The organism is Bradyrhizobium sp. AUGA SZCCT0222 (genome assembly GCF_018130205.1).
Classification (GTDB): domain Bacteria; phylum Pseudomonadota; class Alphaproteobacteria; order Rhizobiales; family Xanthobacteraceae; genus Bradyrhizobium.
Genome location: NZ_JAFCLX010000024.1, coordinates 56,916 through 81,033 on the forward strand (window position 1 = coordinate 56,916; position 24,118 = coordinate 81,033).

Genomic DNA, 24,118 nt, shown 5'->3' on the forward strand with positions numbered 1-24,118 from the left:
ACGACAGGGAGACTGCAGTGAACGTCAATGCCGCGCTTTCGCCCGACGACCTCGCGCGCGCCTGTGCGGACGCGATGTGGAAGGAGGACGACGCCAGCAAGGGCCTCGGCATGCAGATCGTCGAGATCGGGCCGAGCCGGGCAACGCTTTCGATGACGGTCAGGCCGGAGATGGTCAACGGCCAGCGCATCGCCCATGGCGGCTTCATCTTTACGCTGGCGGATTCCACTTTTGCTTTTGCCTGCAACACCCATAATGAGCGCGCGGTCGCGGCGCAGTGCCATGTCACGTTCATCCGGCCCGGCAAGCTCGGCGATGTGCTGGTGGCGAGCGCGCGCGAGATCTCTCGCAGCGGCAGATCGGGCATCTACGATGTGCAGGTCACCGCTGGTGACGTTGTGATCGCGGAATTCCGCGGTCATTCGCGCACCATCGGTGGCGCGTGGCTGCCCGGTACCACGATAAAATAAAACAAAAGCGATCTTTGAGGAAACGCGCGATGGCTTCGACCAGGCTTCAATCCAGTGCAGGCGGCTACCGCGCCGAGTTGGACTCGGCGGAGCGCGCCTCCCGCGACGAGATCGTGGCGCTGCAAACAAAGCGCCTCGCCTGGTCGCTGGCGCATGCCTACGACAACGTCTCACACTACAAGAAGGCCTTCGACAAGGCCGGCGTGCACCCCGGCGATTTCAAGCAGCTTTCCGATCTCGCCAAATTTCCGTTCACGGTCAAAACCGACCTGCGCGACAACTACCCGTTCAACATGTTCGCGGTGCCGCGCGAGAAAATGGTCCGCGTCCATGCGTCTTCCGGCACGACGGGAAAACCGATCGTGGTCGGCTACACCCAGGCCGATATCGACGTGTGGTCGGAGGTGATGGCGCGTTCGATCCGCGCCGCCGGCGGCCGCACCGGCATGATCATGCATAACGCCTATGGCTACGGCCTGTTCACCGGCGGGTTAGGCGCGCATTACGGCGCCGAGAAACTCGGCTGCACCGTGGTGCCGGTGTCCGGCGGCATGACCGAGCGGCAGGTGCAGCTGATCAATGACTTCAAGCCCGACATCATCACGGTGACGCCGAGCTACATGCTGGCGATCCTGGACGAGTTCAGGAAGCAGAAGCTCGACCCTCGCGCATCCTCGCTCAAGTTCGGCATCTTCGGCGCCGAGCCCTGGACCAACGCGATGCGCGTCGAGATCGAACAGGCCTTCGACATGGACGCGACCGATATTTACGGGCTCTCGGAAGTGATCGGCCCCGGCGTTGCGCAGGAATGCGTGGAAACCAAGGACGGCCTGCATATCTGGGAGGATCATTTCTACCCCGAAGTGATCGACCCCGAGACCGGCGCAGTGCTGCCGGACGGCGAAAAGGGCGAATTGGTGTTCACCTCGCTGACCAAGGAAGCCTTTCCGATCATCCGCTACCGCACCCGCGACCTGACGCGGCTGCTGCCGGGCACGGCGCGGCCGGGCATGCGGCGGATGGAGAAGGTCACGGGTCGTTCCGACGACATGATCATCCTGCGCGGGGTCAATGTGTTCCCGACCCAGATCGAGGAAGCTTTGCTCGCGACCGACTGGTGCGGCGGACATTTCATCATCGAACTGACGCGCGAAGGGCGCATGGACGAAATGACCGTGCTGGCGGAAGCCCGTCCCGAACATTGGGACGGCAGCGGTCTGCCCACGCACACGGAAAAAGTCGCCACCTTCATCAAGAACACCATCGGCATCACCGCCCGCATCAGGGCCGTCGCCCCCGAGACCCTGGAGCGATCGCTGGGAAAGGCCAAACGCGTGTTCGACAAGCGGCCGAAGGGGTGACATCAGATAGCTGAAAATGTGTTCATGCCCGATCCGTCGTGCCGTGATATCTGAAGTCGTCGGCCGGCATTGTGGCCGGCGCTTCCTTCTCCCGGAGATGTGAGTTCCGCCATGGCTGATTCCAACCCGACCACCGCCGCCGACATCGTCGCCGCTGTCAGGGACAAGAAGATCAGGGCTGTCGATGTGACCAAGGCCGCGATCGCGCGCGCCGAACAGGTCAAGGATCTGAACGCGCTGATTGTTCTGAACAAGGATCCGGCCATCGCAGCGGCGGCGGAAATCGACGAGGGCTCACGCGGCGCACTCCCGCTTGCCGGGCTTCCGATCGTCGTCAAGGACAACATCAACACGACAGACATGCCGACATCGGCTGGCACGCCGGCGCTGCGGAACGCGCGGACGAGCCGCAATGCGCCGTCGTGGGACCGTCTCTTGAAGGCCGGCGCCATCATGATCGGCAAGGCCAACATGCACGAGCTGGCGTTCGGCATCACCAGCACCAACCTCGCGTCTTTTGCAGGGCCGGTGAAGAATCCCTATGACAAGACGCGGATCCCGGGCGGCTCCTCAGGTGGAACAGCCGCGGCGATTGCCGCCGGTATCGTCAGCTGCGGATTGGGATCCGATACCGGTGGTTCGACCCGCGTGCCGGCAGCGCTTTGTGGCATTGTCGGACTGCGACCGTCGGTCGGCAATGGCGGCGCACAGCGCCGCTACGACGACGCCAATCTGGTGGTTCCGATCAGCCACACCCGCGACACCGTGGGCCCGATGGGCCGTACGGTCGCGGATGTGGCGCTGCTCGATTCCGTCATCACCGCCACGCCGATGGCAAAGATCGAGCCGTTGCGCGGCAAGCGGTTCGGCATCCCGGCGGCGTTCTGGAGCGGGCTCGACCGTGACCTCGAAACCGTGACCAGGGCTGCGCGTGCAAAACTTGCCGACGCCGGCGTCGTTCTGGTTGATGTCGATATGCCCGGCCTGTTCGAGCTGGATGCAAAGGTGTCGTTCCCGGTGGCGCTGCACGAACCGATCGCCGACATCCCCGCTTATCTCGAGGCGAGCGGCATCACGGACGTCACGCTGGCCGACATCGTGGCCGGGATCGCCAGTCCCGATGTCAAGGGCGTGTTTGGCGCCATCACCACCGACGCCTTCGGTGCCGCCTATCAGGATGCCATCACGGTGCATCGGCCCGCGCTGCAGAAAATGTACGAGGCGTACTTCCGCGACAATCATCTCGACTGCATTCTGTTTCCGACCACCATCGCACCGGCGCCTTTGATCGATGCCGCCAAGGGGTCCGGCGAGATGTCGATCAATGGCGGCGCGCCGGTGCCGACATTCGACACCATGATCCGCAATACCGATCCCGGCAGCAATGCCGGCCTTCCCGGCCTGTCGCTCTATGCCGGAATGACGCCGGGGGGACTGCCGGTCGGACTCGAGATCGATGGTCCCGTCGGCAGCGATACAAAATTGCTTGGGCTCGGTCTTGCGATCGAAGCCATTCTGGGTTCGGCGCCGCCGCCGAAGATCTAGCCGGCTTCCTTCACCAAGCCCCTTGAACTCAGCGGGCAGTCCGCTAGTCATGGGGCGAAGCCGCGACGGTGTAACGATCCCTGCGGGCGTCAAATCGCGCTGGAAGCCCACATCACAGGGAATATCGATGAAGCCGGTCTCCACACCACCTGGTCAGACAGTTGAAGCCCGCTGCGTCCGGCTGACGGCGAAGGCGGAGAACCCGGCTTCGCTTGCGCCCGTGGTCGAGACGCGGGCGCTGTCGCGTGCCGAAAACGAGCTGCTGATCGAGGTCAAGGCGGCGGCGGTCAATCCGTCGGACGTCAAGGCCGCGACCGGCCTGATGTCCTATGCGGTGTTTCCGCGCACGCCGGGCCGCGACTATGCGGGCGTCGTGATCGACGGCCCGGTGGGATCGATCGGGCGTGAAGTGTTCGGCTCGTCCGGCGATCTCGGCATTCGCCGCGACGGCACCCATGCCACCCATCTCGTGGTCGAAGCCGATGCGGTGGTGGAGAAACCCAAAAGCATTTCGTGGGAGGAGGCCGCCGGCATCGGCGTTCCCTTTGTGACCGCGATGGAAGGGCTGCGCCGCGCCGGCATTCCCAAGGCCGGCGAGACTGTGCTTGTGATGGGCGTCAACGGCAAGGTCGGTCAGGCGGCGGTGCAGATCGCGAGCTGGCACGGCGCGCGCGTGATCGGCGTGGTGCGCAAGGACGAACTTTATGAAGGCCACGCCAATTCGAAGGTCGAAATCATCAATGCTTCCGTGACTGATGTCGCGGCGCGTGTGCGCGAACTCACCGACGGCAAGGGTGCCGACATCGTCTTCAACACCGTCGGCGATCCCTATTTCCAGGCGGCGCACAAATCGCTGGCGTTGCGCGGGCGGCAGATCCTGATCGCCGCGGTCGACCGCATCGTGCAGTTCGACATTCTGGAGTTCTATCGCGGCCAGCACACCTATGTCGGCATCGATACGCTCGGCCTGTCGTCGGTCGCAACCGGCGCGGTGCTCAGGGAATTGGGCCCGGGCTTTGCGAGCGGCCACCTGAAGCCGTTCCCGATCAAGCCGGCCGCGATCTATCCGCTGGAACAGGCCAAGGCCGCCTTCATCGCTGTTGCGGGTTCGTCGCGCGACCGCGTGATCCTGCGGCCGGCGTAAATCCTCTCGGACAGAACTTTTTCCTCGTTGCAGCGGGAATGAAACCAGTCGTATTCCGGTTGGGATCGATTGTTTTATTCTCCCGTCGTCCCGCTGCGCGCAAGCTTCATTCTTTGTTCTCCCCTGCCGTGGACGCCCCCATGCATGCGCCGCTATAGCAGGGCGAAATCTGTAGCATATTTATGCTGTCGCGGCTGATATCGCCGAACGCGTGAGGAAAATGCCGTGGAAGGCCCTGCGAATATCATTGTGCTGAGCGGACTGCTGATCGGCCTCGTTTACGGCGCGGTCGGCCTGTTGAGCGGCTTCTGCATGCTCTCCAGCCTGCGCGGCTGGTGGGCGGAAGGTGACGGCCGTCTGGTCCGCACCTACGCGCTCGCGATCGGCGTCGCGGTGGCTTCGACGCAATTGCTGGCGGCGGCCGGCCTCGTCGATCTCGGCAAGTCGATTTACCTGCAACCATCATTTTCGGTGCCGCTGATGTTCTTCGGTGGCTTGCTGTTCGGCTATGGCATGGTGATGTCGAACGGCTGCGGCTCGCGCGCGCTGGTGCTGCTCGGGCGCGGCAATCTTCGCTCCTTTGTGGTGGTGATCGTTCTCGGCATTTTTGCGATGATGACGCTGAAGGGCCTGATCGCGCCGGCGCGCATCGCGATGGTGCAGGCCTCGCAGACCACGACGACGGTGAACTCGGTGCCGGCGCTGCTGTCGGCGTTCGGCCTTAGTGAAATCACGGCGCGCATGCTGGCGGCCTCCGCCGTCAGCGCTGCGCTGATCATCTTCGCCTTCGCGCATGCGCCGTTTCGGAAGTCACCGGGCCAGATCGCCGCCGGTCTTGTGGTCGGTCTTCTGGTGGCGGGGGGCTGGTTTGCCAGCGGCTATCTCGGTGCCGACGATTTCAACCCGACGCCGGTGGTGTCGCTGACCTTTATCGCGCCGATCGCGGATGCCTTGCAATACGTCATGCTGTCGACGGGATCGACGCTGAATTTCGGCATTGCCACCGTTGGCGGCGTGCTCGCCGGCAGCCTCATCACGGCGCTGGCGACCGGGCGTTTCCACCTGGAAGGTTATCAGTCGCCGCGCCACATGCTGCGCTCGGCCGGCGGTGCGGCGCTGATGGGCGCCGGCGGCGTGATGGCGTTCGGCTGCTCGATCGGGCAGGGCCTGTCAGGCTTTTCAACCCTGGCGCTCGCCTCGCTGATCGCGGTTGCCGGCATCATGGCCGGTACGGCCATCGGTCTGCGCGGCGCGCTTCGCGTTCGTCCGCTGGCAACGGCCTAGCTTCTTCTCCCTCGCCCCGCTCTTGCGGGGAGAGGGTTGGGGTGAGGGGCTCCTTCCGCACAATTGGTGTGAGTTGATAGACCTGTACCCCCTCACCCAGATTGCTTCGCAATCCGACCTCTCCCCGCAAGCGGGGCGAGGTTAAAGCAAGATCACTCCGCAGCCTTGGTCACGATCCGGATTTCCGACGTCAGCGTCCGGTGTACCGGGCACTTGTCGGCAATCTCCATCAAGCGCTGGCGCTGATCGGCGTCGAGCGAGCCCTCGATCGAGATCACGCGATCGATCTGGTCGAGCATGCCGACGCGGGTTTCGCATTCGGCGCAATCTTCCGCATGGATCTTCTTGTGCTGCAGCGTGACCGTGACGCGATCGAGCGGCAGCGATTTGCGGTCGGCATACATCCGCATCGTCATTGAGGTGCAGGCGCCAAGGCCCGCCAGCACGAAGTCATACGGCCCGGGCCCACTGTCTTGGCCGCCGGCGGCAACGGGTTCGTCGGCCAGCATCTGGTGCGGCCCTGACGTGACGGTCTGCTGGAATTTGCCGGCGCGGGTCTCGCGCACCACCACATTACGCGGTACCTCGCCGAGTTCGGCGGCTGGTTGAGCCGGAAGCGGTTCGACATAGCGTTCGGCCCAGGCGGCGATGACGTCGGCGACATAGACGGTGTCGCGCTTGTTGCTGAGCAGATGATCGGCGCCGGACAGCGACACGAAACTCTTCGGATGCTTTGCAGCGACAAAAAGATTGGTCGCGTTGTCGATCCCGACGGTGTCGTCGGTCGGCGAATGCATGATCAACAGCGCCTTGTGCAGTTTGGCGACATGCGCCATCAGGCCGTGTTCGGCGATATCGTCGAGGAATTCACGTTTGATGTGAAAGGGGCGTCCTGCGAGCTGAACCTCGACCTTGCCTTGGGTGCGAATGTCCTCGATGCGATCCCTGAACAAATGCGTGACATGGCCGGGATCGGAGGGGGCGGCGATGGTGACGACCGCCCTGGCATCGGGGACTTGCCCGGCCGCGGCGAGGATCGCGGCACCGCCGAGGCTGTGGCCAATCAGGATCGTGGGTGCCTGCCGAGTGTCGCGCAGATGATCCGCGGCGTGGACGAGGTCGGCGACATTCGACGTAAAGGTCGAGTTGGCGAAATCGCCTTCGCTGGAGCCTAAGCCCGTGAAGTCGAACCGCAGCACCGCGATGCCGCGAGCGGTTAGCGCGGTCGCGATGCGTTTGGCCGCCAGCACATCCTTGCCGCAGGTGAAACAATGGGCGAACAACGCATAGGCCTGGATTGCGCCGTCGGGCTTGTCCAGCGCCGCGGCAAGCTGATGGCCGCCCTCACCGGTGAATTGAAAGCGTTCGGTCGGCACGGGCGTTCTCCCTTGGCTCAGTAAGGCGTCAGTCGCTGTAACGCTGCTCCGCCCACGGGTCGCCGCGGTTATGATAGCCGCGGACTTCCCAATAGCCCGGCGCGTCCTTATCGAGGAATTCGATGCTCTGCAGCCATTTGGCGCTCTTCCAGAAATAGAGATGCGGCACCACCAGCCGCACCGGGCCGCCATGGTCCTGCTCCAGCGGCTGGCCGGACCAGCTGTGGGCGAGCAGGGCATCTTCGGCGGCAAAATCCTCCAGCGCAAGGTTGGTGGTGTAGCCGTCATGCGAATGCAGCACCACGAACGCTGCCTCGTCACGCGGCCGGCAGGCCGCCAACAGGTCGCGGGTCGAAAGACCCTCCCATTGATTGTCGTAGCGCGACCAGGTGGTGACGCAATGAATGTCGGACAGGAATTGCGTCTGCGGTTGCGCGCTGAACTCGGCAAAGTTCCAGAAGATCGGGTTTTCGACAGCGCCGTAGACGTCGAGCCGCCAGCGCTCGCGCGAAATGTTCGGCGTCAGGCCGAGGTCGAGCACCGGCCAGTCGCGCGTCAGATGCTGGCCCGGCGGCAAGCGCTGGTCATCGGGACGGGTAACTTTGCCGGTGAGGAATTTTCCCTCGCGCGCCCAGCGCTCCTTGCTGCGCGTCAGCTTGCTCTCCGGCGGCGGCTCCTGGTCTTCGGTCATATCGGAACCTCATTCGTGACGATGCATCGACGATTTGAGGAGAGGCGCGTTACTTCGGCGCGCGCGGCTCGATCGGTGTGGTGCCGCGTACGCCCAGAATGTCTTCCAGCAGCTTGGCGCCGGCGAGAAGTTTTGCCTCGCCGCGCGGCGGGGCCACCATCTGCAGTCCGACCGGCAGGCCCGAGGCCGTAAAACCGCACGGCAGCGACAACGCGGGGCAACACACCAGCGTGATCGCATAGACGATGCCGAGCCACTCGACATAATTGTCGAACTTCTTGCCATCGCATTCGGCGACGTAACGGTTCTCGACCGGAAACGGCGCCACGATGGTGGCGGGCGCCAGCAGCAGGTCGTATTTGTCGAAGAATTCCAGCGTGCGTGCGGTCATCGCGACGCGCTGTGCCTCGGCGCGCTCGAGCTGCTCGACGGTCAGCTTGAGGCCTTCCTCGATGTTCCAGATCACTTCGGGCTTGAGCTGGTCGCGCTTGGTGCGCAGCAGCTGCGCCTTGCTCAGTGCAAAGTCGAACGCGCGCAGCACGTGGAAACATTCATGGGCTTCGCGGAGGTCCGGATGGGCTTCCTCGACGATGACCCCGAGCTCGGCAAAACGCTGCGCCGCCTTGCGGGTGACGGCCGCAACCTCGGGATCGACAGGCGTGATACCGAGATCGGGCGAATAGGCGATGCGCTTCGGCTTGCCGCCGGCGCGCACGGCGGACAGGAACGAATTCGGCAGCACCGGCAGCGACAAGGGATCGCCGGGATGTTCGCCGCTCATCGCGTCGAGCAGCAAGGCGACGTCCTCGACATTGCGCGCCATCGGGCCCTGGACGCCGAGGTTGCGGTCGATCGCGGCCGCGAGCGTGTGCGCGACGCGGCCGATGCTCGGCCGCAGGCCGACGATGCCGCAGAAGCTTGCGGGGTTGCGCAAGCTACCGCCCATGTCGGAGCCGTGGGCGAGCCAGGCTGTTCCGGTGGCGAGCGCCACCGCCGCACCGCCCGAGGAGCCGGCGGCGGAGCGGGAGGTGTCCCAGGGATTGCGCGTCGCGCCGAACACTTCGTTGAAGGTATTGGCGCCGGCGCCGAATTCCGGCGTGTTCGACTTGGCGTAGATCACGCCGCCATTGTTTTCGAGATGCTCGACCAGAATGTCCGATTTCGCCGGGATGTTATCCTTGTAGATCGGCGAGCCCTGCGTGGTCAGCACACCCTCGACCGCTGTGAGGTCCTTGATCGGGATCGGCAGGCCTGCGAGCAGGCCGCGCTCGCCGACCGGCTTTTTCATCAGCGCCCTGGCGCGGTCGCGGGCGCGGTCGAAGCACAGCGTCGGCAGCGCGTTGACGGGGCCGTCGACTTCGGCGATCCGCTTTTCCAGCACGTCGAGCAGATCGAGTGGCGTGACTTCACCCGCTCTCAGTTTGCCAACGATGGCACACGCCGTCTCTCGCACCAGCCCCTGATCAGTCACTTTTCTCTCCGCGGTTTCTTGGTCGTGAATGGTGCTGTAGAACATTTTTTGGCAAAGTGGAAACGCGCCGACGTCGTGGCTGCACTGGAGATTTGGAATGCCGGCATTGTTTTCTGCGCTGGACTGGCGCGCGATGAGCCAGCAGGATCGCGACCTCGGCTTCAATAATGGCGTGGCCGTGCCCGGCGCCGTCGAGCTGGTCGCGGGCTGGGAGCAGCGCTCCGCCGACATGCGCAAGCGCTTCCCCGGCCAACTCGACCTCCGCTATGGCCCGCGCGAGCGCAACCGGATCGACTTCCTGAAAGCGGCCGACAAGGCGCCGACGCTGCTGTTCATCCATGGCGGCTATTGGCAGACGCGCGCCAAGGAGGCCTTTACGGTGTTCGCCGAAGGCTCGATGGCGCACGGCATCAACGTGGCGCTGATCGGCTACACGCTGGCGCCGGATGCGACGCTCGACGAGATCGTCGCCGAAATCCATTCCGGCATTGATTATCTCACCGGACAATTGCCGGCGCTCGGTGCGGCTGGTGACGACATCGTGGTGTCCGGCTGGTCCGCCGGTGGCCATCTCACATCGATGGCGTTGTCGCATCCCAGGGTGCGGGGCGGGATGGCGATATCAGGCATCTTTGACCTCGAGCCGATCAGGCACAGCTATCTCAATGAGAAACTGAAGGCTGATGAGGCGACGTCGCACCGCAACTCGCCGATGATGATGACAGGCGGTCCGCTCAAGCCGCTGTCGCTGGTGGCCGGCAGCGCCGAACTGCCGCTGCTGCGCAAGCAAATCGCCGACTTCGCCGGCCACCGCGCCAAATATGGATTGCCGGTGACCTATGAGGAAATTCCCGGCGCCGACCATTTTTCGATCATGCACGAGATGATGGCGCCGACGGGGAGGATCACGACGCTGATAAGGCAGTTGTTTGAAAGGACGGCGGGTTGATGTGCCCGTCATTCCGGGGCGATGCGAAGCATCGAACCCGGAATCTCGAGATTCCGGGTCTGGGGCTAGCGCTGCTATCCCGGAATGACGAACTTAACTTCACTCGCAATGACGGCGGTTGATCGCGCTACCCCCACCCCGCACTGATCCCGCCATCCACCGTGTAAATCACGCCCGACGTGTACCCCGAACGGTCCGACGCCAAAAACGCCATCAGGTCGCCGATCTCGCGCGCGTGGGCGGGGCGGCCGTGCGGCAGGCCCTTCTGGAATTCCTTGTAGCGGTTCTCGTCGCCGAACTGGTTCTTGGCGCGGGTCTTCAGCAGCGTGACGTGGCGGTCGGTGCCGACGGGGCCGGGATTTATGCCGACCACGCGGATATTGTCGGCGAGGCTCTTGCCGCCTAGTGCACGCGTGAACGCCATCAAAGCCGCATTGCCCGCGCTGCCGCAGATATAATTCGCGTCGAATTTTTCACCGGCCGCGCCGATGTCGTTGACGATGACGCCATGGCCGCGCGCCTTCATCTGCGCGTAGACCGCACGGGTGAGGTTGATGTAGCCGAACACTTTCAGTTCCCAGGCGTGACGCCATGTCGCCTCGTCGATCTTGTCGATCGAGCCGCCTGGGATATCGCCGGCATTGTTGACGAGGATGTCGATATCAGACGTATCCTTCACCAGTTTCTCGATGTCGGCCGGGTTGCGCAGATCGACGACATGCACCGAGGCGTCGATCTGGTGGGCCGAGCGCAACCGGTCGGCCAGCGCTTTCAATTGCTCGCCGTTGCGGGCGGCCAGCCTGATGTCGCAGCCTTCCTCGGCGAAAGCTTCGGCCGCGGCGGCGCCAATGCCCTTGGAGGCGCCGGTGATCAGGACGCGCTTGCCGCGCAAATGCAGATCCATGGGAATTCTCGCTTCATGAGGGGTATCGGGGGAGTGGTCGGCGAAATTGGTAGGCGGTCGGCCCGTCAGCGGTCAACATTGCACTGCAGCGTTGCACCCGCGCGCCGTTTGGTCCATTGCAAGGCCATCAACAGGCCGTGTCTGGTGCATGGCGCACGACCCAAAGAGCAAGCCACCCAAGGATTTCAAGGATGAGCAAAAAAACCTATCGGATCGCGGTTATTCCCGGCGACGGCATCGGCAAGGAAGTGGTGCCGGAGGGCTTGCGCGTTCTTGAGGCGGCCGCGAAAAAGCACGGCGTGGCCGTGCATTTCGATCATTTCGACTTCGCCTCCTGGGACTATTACGAAAAGCACGGTGAGATGATGCCGGAGGACTGGAAGGCCAAGATCGGCAAGCACGACGCGATCTACTTCGGCGCGGTGGGCTGGCCTGCCAAAATCCCCGATCACATTTCCTTGTGGGGCTCGCTGATCAAATTCCGCCGGGAGTTCGACCAGTACGTCAATCTGCGCCCGGTGCGGCTGATGCCCGGCGTGCCGTCGCCGCTCGCCAACCGCAAGCCCGGCGATATCGATTTCTGGGTGGTGCGCGAAAACACCGAAGGCGAGTATTCCTCCGTCGGCGGACGGATGTTCCCGGATACCGACCGCGAATTCGTCACCCAGCAGACCGTGATGACCCGCGTCGGCGTCGATCGCATTCTCAAATTCGCATTCGATCTTGCGGCGTCACGCCCGAAGCAGCATCTAACCTCGGCGACCAAGTCCAACGGCATCTCGATCACGATGCCCTATTGGGACGAGCGCGTGGAGGCGATGGCGAAGAACTATCCCAAGGTCAAGTGGGACAAGTACCACATCGATATTCTCACCGCGAATTTCGTGCTGCATCCGGACTGGTTCGACGTCGTGGTCGGCTCCAATCTGTTCGGCGATATTCTTTCCGATCTCGGCCCGGCCTGCACCGGCACCATCGGCATCGCGCCGTCGGGCAATATCAATCCGGAAGGCAATTTCCCCTCGGTGTTCGAGCCGGTGCACGGCTCGGCGCCCGACATTGCCGGGCAGGGCATCGCCAACCCGATCGGCATGATCTGGTCGGGCGCGATGATGCTGGAGCATCTCGGCGAGAAGGAAGCGGCGGCCTCGATCGTCGGCGCCATCGAGCGCACGCTCGGCGAACGCACGCTGCGCACCCGCGATCTCGGCGGCAACGCCGACACGACCGCCTGCGGCAAGGCGGTCGCGGATATGGTGGAGTAGGGAGCGATTACAGACTCGATCGTCGTCCCGGCGAACGCCGGGACCCATACGCCGCGGCGATCGTTATTGTAGCAGGTGTCGACCACCTTGCCTTAGCGGATAGCACAACGCGGTATGGGTCCCGGCGTTCGCCGGGACGACGGGGATAAATCCTATTTCCCCTTCGCGATCCGCCGGCAGTGCTCCAGCGCCGCCCCGATCAGATTCTCGCTTGCCTCCGGCGTGCGGAACGCAGAATGCGCCGACAGCGTGACGTTGGGCAGCTTGGTCAGTGGATGATCCGCCGGCAGCGGCTCGATGTTGAAGACGTCGAGGCCGGCATGGCGGATCTGGCCTGATTTCAGGGCCTCGATCATCGCTTCCTCGTCGACGATGGCGCCGCGCGCGGTGTTGACGAGGATGACGCCGAGCTTCATCGCCTCGATACAGGCACGCGAAACCATCCCGCGCGTCTCGTCGTTGAGCAGCAGGTGGATCGAGATGACGTCGCTCTCGCTCAGCAGCTCATCGAGTTCGACGAACTCGACCTTCGGGTGCTTCTTGGGTGACCGGTTCCAGGCGATCACGCGCATGCCGCTGCCGAGCGCGATCCGCGCGACTTCGGCGGCGATGCCGCCGTAGCCAATCAGCCCCAGCGTCTTGCCGGTCAGTTGCATGGCGTCATCGCGCAGCCAGTTGCCGGCGCGGATTCCGCGATCCATGCTGGCGAGGCCGCGCGCGCCTTCCCACATCAGCGCGATGGCGCATTCGGCCACGGCCGTGTCGCCATAGCCCTTGATCAGGTGCACCTCGATGCCGAGTTCGGCGAGCTCTTCCGGATTCATGTAGCTGCGCGCGCCGGTGCCGAGGAACACCACGTGCTTCAGCCCGGTGCACTTTTTCGCAATCTCGGTCGGCAGCGCGGTGTGATCGACGACGGCGATTTCAGCGCCGTCGAGCAAGGCCGGATACTGATCCGAGGTGATGTCGGGATCCCTGTTGATACGGACCTTGGGGTCACCGGGTTGTTCCAGCCGCTCGAAGATCACGGCCAGCGAATCATTGGCATCGACAAAAACACCGCGCACGGCAGTCCCTCCGGTTTTGATTATTTTATGACGCCACGCCGGCAAGCGCCAGCACGGTATGCATCAGGACGTTGGCGCCGGCGGTGCAATCGGCCTGCGTGGCGTCTTCCAGCTCGTTGTGGCTGATACCGTCCTTGCAGGGCACGAACACCATCGCCGCCGGCATTACCGTATTGAGGTTGCAGGCGTCGTGGCCGGCACCGGAGGTGATGCGGCGATGCGAATAGCCCAGCGCGGTGGCGGCGTTCTCGACGGCGTCGACGAGTTTCGGATCGAAATGGGTCGGCGGCTTGCGCCAGACCAAATCGAGCTTGACGTCGACCTTGCGCCGGACCGCGATCTCCGCAATCGCCGCGCGCAAATCCCTGTCCAGCGCGTCCATGATCGCGGCGTCCGCGCTGCGGCAATCCATCGTAAAGGCGATTTCGCCGGGAATGACGTTGCGCGAGGGATTGGCGATCACGGCCTCGCCGATGGTACCGACCGCCTTCGGGCCGTGCTTCCTGGCGGTTGCTTCCATCGCCAGCACGATTTCCGACAGCGTCGCCAGTGCGTCGCGCCGCAACGGCATCGGCGTCGAGCCGGCATGGCTTTCAAATCCGGTGATCTTGCCGTCGTACCACAGCACGCCCTGGCCGGAATCGACCACGCCGATGGTCTTGTTCTCGGCTTCGAGGATCGGGCCTTGCTCGATATGCAGTTCGACGAAGCTGGAGAATCTCTGCCGGCCGACCGGGCTCTCGCCGCGATAGCCGATGCTGTCGAGCGCCTCCGCCACCGTGACGCCTTCGGCATCCTTGCGCGACAGAATGTCGTCGGTGGTGAAATCGCCGACATAGGCTGCCGACGCCATCATCGCCGGCGCAAAACGCGAGCCTTCCTCATTGGTCCAGTTGCAGATGCAGATCGGCGTCTCGGTCTCGATACCGGCATCGTTGAGGGTGCGAACCACTTCAAGCGCGGCGAGCGTGCCGAGTATGCCGTCGAACTTGCCGCCGGTCGGCTGGGTGTCGAGGTGGGAACCGACCCCGATCGGCGCCTTCGACATGTCGCGCCCCTTGCGCAGGCCGAACATCGAGCCGAGCGCATCGACGTGACACTCGAGGCCGGCGGCTTCGCAGGCTTTCCGGAACCAGTCGCGGACCTGCTTGTCCTCAGGTCCGAGCGTCAGCCGCCGCACGCCGCCTTTCGGCGTTGCGCCGAATTTGGCGGTTTCATGAATGGTGTCCCACAGCCGGGCGGAATCGATTTGCAGGTTGGATGCGATCTTGGTCATTCAGCCATTCCGGTCTTGATTGATGCTCACCCGATCCGCTTCAATGACGCGCCTGCAGCGGCGCGTCAACAACGACGCCGCCTTGCGCGAGCGAGGCCGCCAATTCGGCCACCCGTTCGACCGCGATGGTGTCCGGAGAAGCCAGCCAGCTCGCCGAAAACGTCAACAGCGGCATCTGCAGGTTGGTCGACAGCAATTGCAGCCTGCCATCCGCGATTTCGCTTTCGACGATCGCCGTTGGAATCACCGCAATGCCGAGGCCTTCGATCGCCATGTGTTTGACCGTTCCGAGCGAGGCGCTGGCGTGCAGGCGCATCGGTGGCAGGTCGGGCCGGTTGAACAGCGAACGCACGATTTCGTAAGGCGGCGTCTTGCGCGGAAAGGTGATGATGGGAAATTTGGCGAGGTCATGCACCGACAGCCGTTCCTTGCCGAGCCCGAGCGAAGGACTGGCAAGGAATCCGACCGAATAGTCGCACAGCACCCGGTTGCTGATGGTCGGCCCCGTCACCGGTCCGAGCAGGAACGCCAGTTCGATCTCCTGCGCCAGCAGCCGGTTGCGCAAATTCGAGGTGATGTCGACTTCGATCTCGAGCGAGAGGTTGGGATAGGTGTGATTGACGCTCTTGATCAGCTGCGTCAGGAAGGTGTGGACGATGGTCTCGGCGACGCCGAGCCGTAGCACGCCGCGCATCGCCGAGTGGTCGCCGACCACGGCGAGCATTTCCGAGCGCAGCCCGATCAGTTTCTCGGCATAGACCAGCAATTGCCGGCCGCTCGGTGTCGGCATCACCATGCGGCGCTCGCGCTGTAGCAATCTCACGCCCACCTCGCGTTCGAGCTGGGCGATCCGCTGCGAGATGGCGGGCTGCGTGGTGTTGAGCTTCTGCGCAGCACCACGAAAGCTGCCGAGCGTCACCACCCACATGAAGGTCTCGATTGCCTTGAAATCAACCATGCACCCTCTGCCCGCATGTCGATAAATTTATTTTATCGATCTTGATTAAAAATCACGATTAGACATTATCATAGCCATATGCGGGAGTAGATGTCGACCTGATTGGAGCTGTTGCAACGATGACCAGCTTGGCAAAGACGGAACGACCCGGCCTCGATACGGCGAATTTATCGCCCAGCGTCGCCGCCCGGCACGCCTGCCGGACCGGCATGGCCACCACCACGGCCGGTGTCGCCAACGGCTTCGTGCAGGGCAATCTGGTGATCCTGCCGGAAAAGCTCGCGGCGTCGTTTCACCGGTTCTGCCAGCTCAATCCCAAACCGTGCCCGATCATCGGCATGTCCGATGTCGGTGATTTCAGAATTCCCTCGCTCGGCCTCGACCTCGACATCCGCACCGACCTGCCGCGCTATCGCGTCTGGCGCGACGGCGAAGTGGTGGAAGAGCCGACCGACATTACCGCGCACTGGCGCGACGACCTGGTGGCGTTCGTGATCGGATGCTCCTATTCATTCGAGGAAGCGTTGCTGGCAGACGGCCTGCCGATCCGCCACATCGAGCGCAAGCTGCGCGTGCCGATGTACCGCACCAGCATCGCCTGCGGCGCGGCGGGCCCGTTCGCAGGTCCCATGGTGGTGTCGATGCGGCCGTTCAAGCCGGCGGATGCGATCCGCTCGGTGCAGATCACCTCGCGCTTTCCTTCAGTGCACGGTGCGCCGGTTCATCTCGGTCATCCGCATTCGATCGGGATCGCCGATATCAACAAGCCCGACTACGGCGATGCGGTGCCGGTCGGGGACGACGAGATTCCGGTGTTCTGGGCCTGCGGTGTGACGCCGCAATCGGTCATTGCGGCGGCCAAACTGCCGTTTGCGATCACGCACGCGCCCGGACTGATGCTGGTGACCGATTTGCAGAACAAGGCGCTTGCCGTGCTTTGATGCAACTCGTGCCGATCATTGAGGCTTTACCGTAACCGCCAACCGCTTCATCGATGTCAGCCGTTCAAAAGGGGATTTGCAATGACGATCACGCGCCGCAATGTATTGCTTGGAGCCACCGCTGCCGCCGCTCTCGCGCCGATCGCGGCCCGCGCGCAGACTTCCGAAGTGGTGATCGGCGTCACCTATCCGATGTCCGGCGCCAATGCCCAGATCGGCGTCGACGCGCAGCACGCCTATGTCACCGCCACCGACATCATCAACAACAAGCATGATTTCGATCTGCCGCTAGCCAAGGATGTCGGGCTGCCCGGGCTCGGCGGCGCCAAGATTCGCCTCGTGTTCGCCGACCATCAGGGCGATCCCCAGAAGGGCCGTGCCGAAGCCGAGCGCCTGATCACGCAGGAGAAAGTCTGCGCCATCATCGGCAGCTACCAGAGCTCGGTGGCGGTCACCATCAGCCAGATCTGCGAGCGCTATCAGACCCCGTTTGTCTCGGCTGACAACTCGTCGCCGAGCCTGCATACCCGCGGCCTGAAATTCTTCTTCCGCGCCGCGCCCCACGACGAAATGTTCACCAAGGCGATGTTCGACTTCTACGACGCCTTGAAGAAGAAGGGCACCAAGATCGAGACGCTGGCCCTGTTCCACGAGGACACGATCTTCGGAACCGACTCCGCGAACGCGCAGATCAAGCTTGCGAATGAGCGCGGATACAAGATCGTTGCCGACATCAAGTACCGTTCCAATTCGCCGTCGCTGTCGGCAGAGGTCCAGCAGCTCAAGTCGGCGAATGCCGACGTGCTGATGCCCTCGAGCTACACCACCGACGGCATCATGCTGGTCAAGACCATGGCCGAACTCGGCTACAAGCCGAAGGCCATCGTGGCGCAGGCCGCGGGCTTCTCCGAGAAGGCGCTGTACGACGCGGTTGGCGACAAGCTCGAAGGCGTCATCACCCGCGGCAGCTTCTCGCTCGATCTCGCCGCCAAGCGGCCGATGGTCGGCAAGATCAACGAATTGTTCAAGGCGAAGTCGGGCAAGGACCTGAACGACAACACCTCGCGCGAGTTCATGGGCCTGATCGTGCTGGCGGACGCCATCAACCGCGCCAAGTCGACCGACGGTGAAAAGATCCGCGCGGCGCTGGCCGCGACCGAAATCCCGGGCGAGCAGACCATCATGCCGTGGAAGCGCGTGAAGTTCGACGAACTGGGCCAGAACAACGACGCCGATCCGGTGCTGCTGCAATATATCGGCGGCAAGTTCGTCACCATCTCCCCGCCGCAAGGCGCGGTCGCCGAGGCCGTCTGGCCGATGAAGTAACGGTCGGACACGGGGGCGGGGGACATGACAGCCGAGACGATTATCCAGAGCCTGGCATTCCTCGTCATTGCGAGGAGCGTAGCGACGAAGCAATCCATTCTTTCTTGTTGCGGCAAGATGGATTGCTTCGCTTCGCTCGCAATGACGGCCCCCGAGAATAATGCCTCAAGCCTGGGGGTACACCTGTGACAGCCGAGACGATTATCCAAAGCCTGGCGAGCGGCCTCCTGATGGGGCTGCTCTACGGGCTGATTGCGGTCGGCCTCGCGCTGATCTTCGGCCTGATGGACGTCGTGAATTTCGCCCATGGCGAATTCCTTATGATCGCGATGTACGCGTCGTTCTTCCTGTTCGCGTTCTTCGCGATCGATCCATTGTTGGCGGCGCCGCTGGTGGCTGCGGCGTTGTTCGTCTTTGGCGCCGTGGTCTATCTGTTGATCGTACGCTTCGCGGTCAGGGCAAAGGCCAATGCCGGCATGGTGCAGATCTTCTCCACCTTCGGGCTTGCGATCGTGATGCGCGGCGTGGCGCAGTTCTTCTTCACGCCGGATTACCGCAGCGTCACCCATTCCTGGTTCGGCGGCAAAACCGTCTCGATCGGCGGCATCTTCCTGCCGCAGCCGCAACTGATCGGCGCGGCGGTGGCGATGCTGGCCTTCGGTGGGCTCTATTACTTCATCAACCGCACCGATTTTGGCCGTGCGCTCGAAGCCACCCGCGAGGATGCCGGCGCGGTGGCGCTGGTTGGTATCGACAAGAATCGCGTCTTCGCGCTGGGCTGGGGCCTCGGTGCGGCGCTGGTCGGTCTCGCCGGCGCCATCATGTCGATCTTCTTCTACATCTATCCCGACGTCGGTGCGTCGTTTGCGCTGATTGCCTATGTCACGGTGGCGCTCGGTGGCTTCGGCAGCGTGTTCGGCGCCTTTGCCGGCGGCATCATCGTCGGCCTGGTCGAAGCCACCACCGCATTGATCCTGCCGCCTTCGCTGAAGTCGGTCGGCATCTATGCGGTTTATCTCCTGGTCGTGTTCGTGCGGCCGCGCGGTCTGTTCGGGTCGATGTGATGGATACGGATTTTGCAAAACGCCGTCGCCGCGACCTGATCGTCGCATTCTGCCTCGCCGCCATCGCTGCCGTGGTGCCGCTGTTCGTCAAGGACTCCTACGTCCAGAACATCATGGTGCTGACGCTGATGTGGGCGGCGCTGTCGCAGAGCTGGAACATCCTCTCCGGCTATTGCGGACAGATCTCGCTTGGTCACGCACTCTATTTCGGGCTTGGCGCCTATACCACGACGCTGCTGTTCACCAAGTTCGGCGTCTTGCCGTGGTTCGGTATGCTCGGCGGCGGCCTGATATCGGCTGTCATCGCGATGGGGCTGGGCTATCCCTGCTTCCGCTTGCGCGGGCATTATTTCGCGATCGCCACCATCGTCATTGCCGAGATCGGGCTCTTGCTGTTCCACAACTGGGATTGGGCGGGCGCGGCACTCGGCATCGAGATTCCCGTGCGCGGCGACAGCTGGCTCAAATTCCAGTTCGCGCGCAGCAAGCTGCCGTATTTCTACTTTGCGCTGGCGCTGGCCTGCATCGCCTGGTTCGTCACCTGGTGGCTGGAGGATTCCAAATGGGGCTATTGGTGGCGCGCGGTGAAGGACAATCCGGACGCCGCTGAAAGCCTTGGTGTCGTCGTGTTCAATTCCAAGATGGGCGCAGCCGCGGTATCAGCGTTTCTGGTCGCGGTCGGCGGCAGCTTCTATGCGCAGTTCGTTTCCTATATCGATCCCGAGAGCATCATGGGCTTTCACATCTCGCTGCTGATGGCGCTGCCCGCGGTGCTCGGAGGCATCGGCACGCTGTGGGGGCCGATGCTGGGGGCCGTCATCCTGATTCCGGTCACGGAATTGACGCGGTCCTACGCCGGCGGTTCCGGCCGCGGCGTCGACCTGATCGTCTATGGCAGCCTGATCATCGCGATCTCGCTGGCGCGGCCGCAAGGCCTGGTCTCGCTGTTCACGCCCAGGCGCAAGGAGGCGACGCGATGAGCACGCCCTTGCTGGAAACCCGCGGCGTCTGGCAACGCTTCGGCGGGCTCGTCGCCAACAGCGACGTCTCGATCTCGGTCGGGCGCGGCGAGATCGTCGGCCTGATCGGGCCGAACGGCGCCGGCAAATCGACGCTGTTCAATCTGATCGCGGGCGTACTGCCGCCGACGCAAGGGACGATCTGGTTCGACGGCGAAGACGTCACCGCGCTGCCGGCAGCCGAGCGGTGCGTGCGCGGCGTGGCCCGGACCTTTCAGGTCGTGAAAAGCTTCGAGACCATGAGCGTGATCGACAATGTCATCGTCGGCGCGCTGATGCGAAACACCGTGATGCGCGTAGCGCGGCAGAAGGCCCATGAAGTGCTGGAGTTCTGCGGCCTGGCCGCGCGCGCCAATGTGCTCGCCAGCGATCTGGTCCCGTCGGAAAAACGCCGCCTCGAAGTGGCGCGCGCGCTGGCGACCGAACCGAAACTGCTGCTGCTCGACGAATGCCTGACCGGTCTTACGCCGCTCGAGGCCCAGACCGGTGTAGAACTGGTACGCAAGGTGCGCGACACCGGCGTTACCATTCTGATGGTCGAGCACGTCATGGAAATCGTGATGCCGCTGGTCGATCGCGCCATCGTGCTCGATCTCGGCAAGGTGCTGGTCGAGGGCAAGCCCGCCGACGTGGTTCGCGATCCGAAAGTCATCACCGCCTATTTGGGGGATCGTCATGCTGTCGGTGCATGAAGTCACCACCGCCTATCAGGGGCTGGTCGCGATCTCGGCTGTCACGATCGAGGTCGCCAAGGGCGAGGTCGTCTGCGTCGCCGGCGCCAACGGGGCCGGCAAGTCAACGCTGCTGAAATCGATCGCCGGCGCCGAGCGTCCGCGTTTCGGCACCGTCACCTTCGACGGCGAGCGGATCGACGGCCTGGCGCAGCATGTCATCACCTCGCGCGGCATCGCCTATGTGCCGGAAAACCGCCGGCTGTTTCCGCGGCTCTCGGTGCGCGACAATTTGCGGCTCGGCAGTTACCTCTACCGCGGCGAAGCCGACCGCGAAGCGCCACTGGATCTGGTGTTCAAGCTTTTCCCGCGGCTATCGGAGCGGCTGGATCAGCGCGCCGAAACGCTGTCCGGCGGCGAGCAGCAGATGCTGGCGATCGGCCGCGCACTGATGACGCGGCCGCGTCTCCTGATGCTGGACGAGCCCTCGCAGGGCATCATGCCGAAACTGGTCGATGAAATCTTCCAGGCGGTGAAACGCATTCGCGACACCGGTATGACCGTGCTGATTGTCGAGCAGCGGATGGCCGAGTGCCTCGAGATCGCCGACCGCGCCTACATCCTGCAAACCGGCCGCGTGCTGATGCAGGGCAGCGCGGCCGACATCAGGACCAATCCGGATGTAAGGAAGGCGTATCTGGGATTGTAGCGGTTACGCTACCTCCGCATACGCCACCGTCATCCTGAGGTGCGCGCCCCTGCGCGCCTCGAAGGATGAGCCGCAAGCACTCCTCCAAACATCCTTCGAGGCTCGCCGAAGACGGCGAGCACCTACGGGCGAACGCAATTGCGTTCGTCCCGGGGATGACGTCGGTGGCTGTAGTGGCGTGGCTTACTTCAAGCCGGTAGCCCGCATGAGCGTAGCGATATGCGGGACGAACCCCGGATGTCGCTTCGCTCATCCGGGCTACGGCAGCTACCTGATGACCTCGACCTTCGCCGCCATGTCCGGCGCGCGGCCTACGCGGTAGTTCGCGTTGCTACACCTGAGAACCCATACCTCGCGGTCCGCCTTCGAGCGCTTGGCGTCCTTTTTTGCGCCGAGCGTCTTGTCGCAGGTAAAGCCCTGCGTGCGGATCTGTGCAGCCAGCATGCTCTGCACCGTCTCTTGCGCCAGCGCTGTCGAATCCGACAGGCCAATCACGAACAGAACTCCGAAGGCGAAACCAGTGAACTTGAACATGTGCGTCCTCCACGAATATCAGTGATTGTGGTCCGGCAGCGTGAATCCAAACGTTCAGTGTTGTAGCCCGGATGAGCGAAGCGATATCCGGGACAGGTGATCCCGCATATCGCGTCGCTCATGCGGGCTACAATTGCTGGGACTGTAGCGGCTTAAGTTGTCCCTCTCTTTCGTTTCGCCATGGATGCCGCCATTAGCATTCGTTCAACCGTTCCACCGAACTCGCTCTTACCGATGGGATCAAGTTCGTCATACGACTTACCGGCAGCCGGCCACCAACGGTAAAATCTGGCGTCGGCCTCGAGGGTACGTGCGGCTGCGTCGATTTCATCGTCCGAGGGCCTTGCCGGTTCTGGGATGTCGTCGTGCTCATGCCCATGCTCAGGCAACACCAGCCCAAACGTCTTGGTCAAATCCTTGATCTGTTCCGGCGACAAATAACGCGGGTTCAGCCCGCGCAGCAGCAGATACAGTTTCGCCGTCTCTTCCAGTTCCTCGATCGCGAACACCGCCGCTTCCAGCGTGTCGCCGGATACCACCGGGCCGTGATTGGCGAGCAGCACGGATGAATACTTTCCCGCCAGTCCCTTGATCGCGTCCGCCACCGCCGGATCGCCCGGCCGGAAATACGGCACCAATGCGGTCTGGCCGCATTTCATCAGGTAATAGGGCGTCATCGGCGGCAATGCGGCGCGGGGATCGATCTCCGGCAGCATCGAGAGCGCCACCGAATGGGTCGAGTGCAGATGCACCACCGCGCGCGCGGCGTCGCGGGTTTGATAGAGGGCGGTGTGCAGCGGCACTTCCTTGGTCGGGGCGTCGCCGGAGACCAGTTTGCCGTCGGGCCCTAACCGCGACAGCCTGTCAGGATCGAGCGAGCCGAGCGAGGCGTTGGTCGGGGTCACCAGCCAGCCGCCATCGTCGAGCTTGACGCTGATATTGCCCGAGGAGCCCGGCGTCAGCCCGCGCTCGAACAGCGAGCGGCCGAGGCGGCAGATTTCCTCGCGAATCCTGGTTTCGCTCATGGATTAAACCCTGTTCCTCTGGCCTTTTCTCACGCTTTGGCAGCGCGGCCAAGCCGTGATACCCAGAGACAAAGCCGCTGGGGACTGCGGCCCAAAAGCGTAAGGGAACGCCACAATGCCAGAATCCGTAAAACCGCGCGTCGCCGTCATCGGGCTGGGCTCGATGGGCTTTGGCATGGCCACCTCGCTGCGCCGCGCCGGGTTCGAGGTCACCGGGTGCGATGTCTCGGCCGAGTCCGTCGCGCGCTTCGTGGCCGACGGCGGTAACGGCGCCAAGACCCCGGCGGAAGCGGCCAAGGCGGCCGATATCGTCGTCAGCGTCGTCGTCAATGCCGCGCAAACCGAAACCATCCTGTTTGGCGCCAATGGCGTTGCGGAAACCCTGGCCAAGGGGGCGGTGTTCATCTCCTCCGCCACCATGGATCCCGATGTAGCGCGGCGGCTGGCGAAACAGCTCGAGGAAACCGGCCGGCTCTATCTGGACGCGCCGATCTCCGGCGGCGCGCAGCGCGCGGCGCAGGGCGAACTCACCATTCTGGCCTCGGGCAGCGCCGCCGCGTTCGCCAAGGCGCGCCCGGCGCTCGATGCGATGGCGGCCAAACTCTATGAGCTTGGTGATGCCGCGGGGCAGGGCGCCGCGTTCAAGATGATCAACCAGCTATTGGCCGGCGTGCACATCGCCGCAGCTTCCGAAGCGATTACGTTTGCCGCCAAGCAGGGCCTCGACATCAAAAAAGTCTATGAAGTGATCACGGCCTCCGCCGGCAATTCCTGGATGTTCGAGAACCGCATGCCGCACGTGCTCGATGGCGACTACGCGCCGCGCAGTGCGGTGGAGATTTTCGTGAAAGACCTCGGCATCATCCAGGACATGGCTCGATCAGCGAAATTCCCGGTGCCGGTCGCCGCCGCCGCGCTGCAGATGTTCCTGATGACGGCGGCCTCCGGCATGGGCCGCGACGACGACGCCTCGGTGGCGCGGATGTATGCCCGCGTCACCGGCACGCATTTGCCGGGCGAGCCAACATAGCGTTTTCAAGCGAAGTGGATACCGGTTCGCATGTAGAA

22 protein-coding genes and 1 pseudogene are annotated in these 24,118 nt (G+C 63.5%); 14 read left to right on the forward strand and 9 right to left on the reverse strand.

Going from position 1 to position 24,118, the window contains the following annotated elements:
- Nucleotides 1–17 precede the first annotated feature (17 nt).
- From paaI to JQ629_RS21265, 5 genes are all read left to right on the forward strand, one after another.
- Complete coding sequence (paaI, locus tag JQ629_RS21245) at nt 18–470, forward strand: hydroxyphenylacetyl-CoA thioesterase PaaI (protein WP_212414322.1); 453 nt, start codon at nt 18–20, stop codon at nt 468–470.
- A 29-nt stretch (nt 471–499) separates the two neighbouring features.
- The gene (paaK, locus tag JQ629_RS21250; protein WP_212414323.1) at nt 500–1,831 is read left to right on the forward strand and encodes a phenylacetate--CoA ligase PaaK; all 1,332 of its coding nucleotides are present in this window, start codon (nt 500–502) and stop codon (nt 1,829–1,831) included.
- A 111-nt stretch (nt 1,832–1,942) separates the two neighbouring features.
- Complete coding sequence (iaaH, locus tag JQ629_RS21255) at nt 1,943–3,376, forward strand: indoleacetamide hydrolase (RefSeq protein WP_212414324.1); 1,434 nt, start codon at nt 1,943–1,945, stop codon at nt 3,374–3,376.
- A gap of 127 nt (nt 3,377–3,503) precedes the next feature.
- Entirely contained in the window at nt 3,504–4,520 is a 1,017-nt protein-coding gene (locus JQ629_RS21260) for a quinone oxidoreductase family protein (protein ID WP_212414325.1), read from the forward strand.
- Nucleotides 4,521–4,832: 312 nt separating this feature from the next.
- A complete protein-coding gene (locus tag JQ629_RS21265) occupies nt 4,833–5,804 on the forward strand; it encodes a YeeE/YedE family protein (protein ID WP_502753224.1) in 972 nt (323 codons plus the stop codon).
- A 152-nt stretch (nt 5,805–5,956) separates the two neighbouring features.
- On the opposite strand, the gene JQ629_RS21270 is transcribed toward JQ629_RS21265, so the two are convergent.
- Genes JQ629_RS21270 through JQ629_RS21280 form a run of 3 tightly spaced genes read right to left on the reverse strand, consistent with a single transcriptional unit; the run spans nt 5,957 to nt 9,387 of the window.
- Complete coding sequence (locus JQ629_RS21270) at nt 5,957–7,180, reverse strand: bifunctional alpha/beta hydrolase/OsmC family protein (RefSeq protein ID WP_212414326.1); 1,224 nt, start codon at nt 7,178–7,180, stop codon at nt 5,957–5,959.
- A 28-nt stretch (nt 7,181–7,208) separates the two neighbouring features.
- Complete coding sequence (locus JQ629_RS21275) at nt 7,209–7,871, reverse strand: sulfite oxidase-like oxidoreductase (protein ID WP_212414327.1); 663 nt, start codon at nt 7,869–7,871, stop codon at nt 7,209–7,211.
- A gap of 49 nt (nt 7,872–7,920) precedes the next feature.
- Complete coding sequence (locus tag JQ629_RS21280; RefSeq protein WP_212414328.1) at nt 7,921–9,387, reverse strand: amidase; 1,467 nt, start codon at nt 9,385–9,387, stop codon at nt 7,921–7,923.
- A gap of 52 nt (nt 9,388–9,439) precedes the next feature.
- Between JQ629_RS21280 and JQ629_RS21285 the strand changes: the two genes are divergently transcribed.
- Nucleotides 9,440–10,291, forward strand: coding sequence for an alpha/beta hydrolase (locus JQ629_RS21285; protein ID WP_212414329.1), 852 nt, complete (start codon nt 9,440–9,442; stop codon nt 10,289–10,291).
- 127 nt (nt 10,292–10,418) lie between these two features.
- Here JQ629_RS21285 and JQ629_RS21290 read toward each other — a convergent pair whose 3' ends face one another.
- Entirely contained in the window at nt 10,419–11,195 is a 777-nt protein-coding gene (locus JQ629_RS21290; protein ID WP_212414330.1) for an SDR family oxidoreductase, read from the reverse strand.
- Between the two features lie 191 nt (nt 11,196–11,386).
- Between JQ629_RS21290 and JQ629_RS21295 the strand changes: the two genes are divergently transcribed.
- On the forward strand, nt 11,387–12,460 hold the full coding sequence (locus tag JQ629_RS21295) for a tartrate dehydrogenase (protein ID WP_212414331.1): 1,074 nt from the start codon (nt 11,387–11,389) through the stop codon (nt 12,458–12,460).
- Nucleotides 12,461–12,612: 152 nt separating this feature from the next.
- On the opposite strand, the gene JQ629_RS21300 is transcribed toward JQ629_RS21295, so the two are convergent.
- From JQ629_RS21300 to JQ629_RS21310, 3 genes are read right to left on the reverse strand one after another with little or no spacing between them, the layout of a single operon-like run.
- On the reverse strand, nt 12,613–13,527 hold the full coding sequence (locus tag JQ629_RS21300; protein ID WP_212268386.1) for an NAD(P)-dependent oxidoreductase: 915 nt from the start codon (nt 13,525–13,527) through the stop codon (nt 12,613–12,615).
- 25 nt (nt 13,528–13,552) lie between these two features.
- A complete protein-coding gene (locus JQ629_RS21305) occupies nt 13,553–14,803 on the reverse strand; it encodes a Zn-dependent hydrolase (RefSeq protein WP_212414332.1) in 1,251 nt (416 codons plus the stop codon).
- A gap of 40 nt (nt 14,804–14,843) precedes the next feature.
- Nucleotides 14,844–15,761: a LysR family transcriptional regulator gene (locus tag JQ629_RS21310; RefSeq protein ID WP_212268383.1), complete on the reverse strand. Its 918-nt coding sequence runs from the start codon at nt 15,759–15,761 to the stop codon at nt 14,844–14,846.
- A 119-nt stretch (nt 15,762–15,880) separates the two neighbouring features.
- Here JQ629_RS21310 and JQ629_RS21315 point away from each other — a divergent pair, with 119 nt between their 5' ends.
- The 6 genes from JQ629_RS21315 to JQ629_RS21340 all read left to right on the forward strand — a co-directional run bounded on the left by JQ629_RS21315 (nt 15,881) and on the right by JQ629_RS21340 (nt 21,491).
- On the forward strand, nt 15,881–16,702 hold the full coding sequence (locus tag JQ629_RS21315; protein WP_212414333.1) for a putative hydro-lyase: 822 nt from the start codon (nt 15,881–15,883) through the stop codon (nt 16,700–16,702).
- An 81-nt stretch (nt 16,703–16,783) separates the two neighbouring features.
- The gene (locus tag JQ629_RS21320; protein ID WP_212414334.1) at nt 16,784–18,028 is read left to right on the forward strand and encodes an ABC transporter substrate-binding protein; all 1,245 of its coding nucleotides are present in this window, start codon (nt 16,784–16,786) and stop codon (nt 18,026–18,028) included.
- A gap of 185 nt (nt 18,029–18,213) precedes the next feature.
- Nucleotides 18,214–19,092, forward strand: coding sequence for a branched-chain amino acid ABC transporter permease (locus tag JQ629_RS21325; RefSeq protein ID WP_212414335.1), 879 nt, complete (start codon nt 18,214–18,216; stop codon nt 19,090–19,092).
- Nucleotides 19,092–20,072, forward strand: a complete 981-nt coding sequence (locus tag JQ629_RS21330) for a branched-chain amino acid ABC transporter permease (protein WP_212414336.1) — start codon at nt 19,092–19,094, stop codon at nt 20,070–20,072. The genes JQ629_RS21325 and JQ629_RS21330 overlap by 1 nt, the downstream gene beginning before the upstream one ends.
- Nucleotides 20,069–20,803: an ABC transporter ATP-binding protein gene (locus tag JQ629_RS21335; protein WP_212268373.1), complete on the forward strand. Its 735-nt coding sequence runs from the start codon at nt 20,069–20,071 to the stop codon at nt 20,801–20,803. The genes JQ629_RS21330 and JQ629_RS21335 overlap by 4 nt, the downstream gene beginning before the upstream one ends.
- Complete coding sequence (locus JQ629_RS21340) at nt 20,787–21,491, forward strand: ABC transporter ATP-binding protein (protein ID WP_212414337.1); 705 nt, start codon at nt 20,787–20,789, stop codon at nt 21,489–21,491. The genes JQ629_RS21335 and JQ629_RS21340 overlap by 17 nt, the downstream gene beginning before the upstream one ends.
- 267 nt (nt 21,492–21,758) lie before the next feature.
- Here JQ629_RS21340 and JQ629_RS21345 read toward each other — a convergent pair whose 3' ends face one another.
- Both JQ629_RS21345 and otnC read right to left on the reverse strand, forming a co-directional pair.
- A complete protein-coding gene (locus JQ629_RS21345) occupies nt 21,759–22,025 on the reverse strand; it encodes a hypothetical protein (RefSeq protein ID WP_212414338.1) in 267 nt (88 codons plus the stop codon).
- Nucleotides 22,026–22,390: 365 nt separating this feature from the next.
- A pseudogene (otnC, locus tag JQ629_RS21350) lies at nt 22,391–23,050 on the reverse strand (3-oxo-tetronate 4-phosphate decarboxylase); the annotation flags it as partial.
- 115 nt (nt 23,051–23,165) lie between these two features.
- On the opposite strand from otnC, the gene ltnD reads away from it, so the two are divergent.
- Nucleotides 23,166–24,080: an L-threonate dehydrogenase gene (gene ltnD, locus JQ629_RS21355; RefSeq protein WP_212414339.1), complete on the forward strand. Its 915-nt coding sequence runs from the start codon at nt 23,166–23,168 to the stop codon at nt 24,078–24,080.
- Nucleotides 24,081–24,118: the final 38 nt, after the last annotated feature.

What these genes read in the sequence shown, in the direction of transcription:
- JQ629_RS21260 (WP_212414325.1), top strand. Translation starts at nt 3,504, where the DNA reads ATGAAGCCGGTCTCCACACCACCTGGTCAGACAGTTGAAGCCCGCTGC.
- JQ629_RS21285 (WP_212414329.1), top strand. Translation starts at nt 9,440, where the DNA reads ATGCCGGCATTGTTTTCTGCGCTGGACTGGCGCGCGATGAGCCAGCAG.
- JQ629_RS21315 (WP_212414333.1), top strand. Translation starts at nt 15,881, where the DNA reads ATGACCAGCTTGGCAAAGACGGAACGACCCGGCCTCGATACGGCGAAT.
- JQ629_RS21305 (WP_212414332.1), bottom strand. Translation starts at nt 14,803, where the DNA reads ATGACCAAGATCGCATCCAACCTGCAAATCGATTCCGCCCGGCTGTGG.
- JQ629_RS21320 (WP_212414334.1), top strand. Translation starts at nt 16,784, where the DNA reads ATGACGATCACGCGCCGCAATGTATTGCTTGGAGCCACCGCTGCCGCC.
- ltnD (WP_212414339.1), top strand. Translation starts at nt 23,166, where the DNA reads ATGCCAGAATCCGTAAAACCGCGCGTCGCCGTCATCGGGCTGGGCTCG.
- JQ629_RS21340 (WP_212414337.1), top strand. Translation starts at nt 20,787, where the DNA reads ATGCTGTCGGTGCATGAAGTCACCACCGCCTATCAGGGGCTGGTCGCG.
- JQ629_RS21290 (WP_212414330.1), bottom strand. Translation starts at nt 11,195, where the DNA reads ATGGATCTGCATTTGCGCGGCAAGCGCGTCCTGATCACCGGCGCCTCC.
- JQ629_RS21310 (WP_212268383.1), bottom strand. Translation starts at nt 15,761, where the DNA reads ATGGTTGATTTCAAGGCAATCGAGACCTTCATGTGGGTGGTGACGCTC.
- JQ629_RS21330 (WP_212414336.1), top strand. Translation starts at nt 19,092, where the DNA reads ATGGATACGGATTTTGCAAAACGCCGTCGCCGCGACCTGATCGTCGCA.
- JQ629_RS21335 (WP_212268373.1), top strand. Translation starts at nt 20,069, where the DNA reads ATGAGCACGCCCTTGCTGGAAACCCGCGGCGTCTGGCAACGCTTCGGC.
- JQ629_RS21345 (WP_212414338.1), bottom strand. Translation starts at nt 22,025, where the DNA reads ATGTTCAAGTTCACTGGTTTCGCCTTCGGAGTTCTGTTCGTGATTGGC.
- iaaH (WP_212414324.1), top strand. Translation starts at nt 1,943, where the DNA reads ATGGCTGATTCCAACCCGACCACCGCCGCCGACATCGTCGCCGCTGTC.
- JQ629_RS21275 (WP_212414327.1), bottom strand. Translation starts at nt 7,871, where the DNA reads ATGACCGAAGACCAGGAGCCGCCGCCGGAGAGCAAGCTGACGCGCAGC.
- JQ629_RS21265 (WP_502753224.1), top strand. Translation starts at nt 4,833, where the DNA reads ATGCTCTCCAGCCTGCGCGGCTGGTGGGCGGAAGGTGACGGCCGTCTG.
- JQ629_RS21280 (WP_212414328.1), bottom strand. Translation starts at nt 9,387, where the DNA reads ATGTTCTACAGCACCATTCACGACCAAGAAACCGCGGAGAGAAAAGTG.
- paaK (WP_212414323.1), top strand. Translation starts at nt 500, where the DNA reads ATGGCTTCGACCAGGCTTCAATCCAGTGCAGGCGGCTACCGCGCCGAG.
- JQ629_RS21295 (WP_212414331.1), top strand. Translation starts at nt 11,387, where the DNA reads ATGAGCAAAAAAACCTATCGGATCGCGGTTATTCCCGGCGACGGCATC.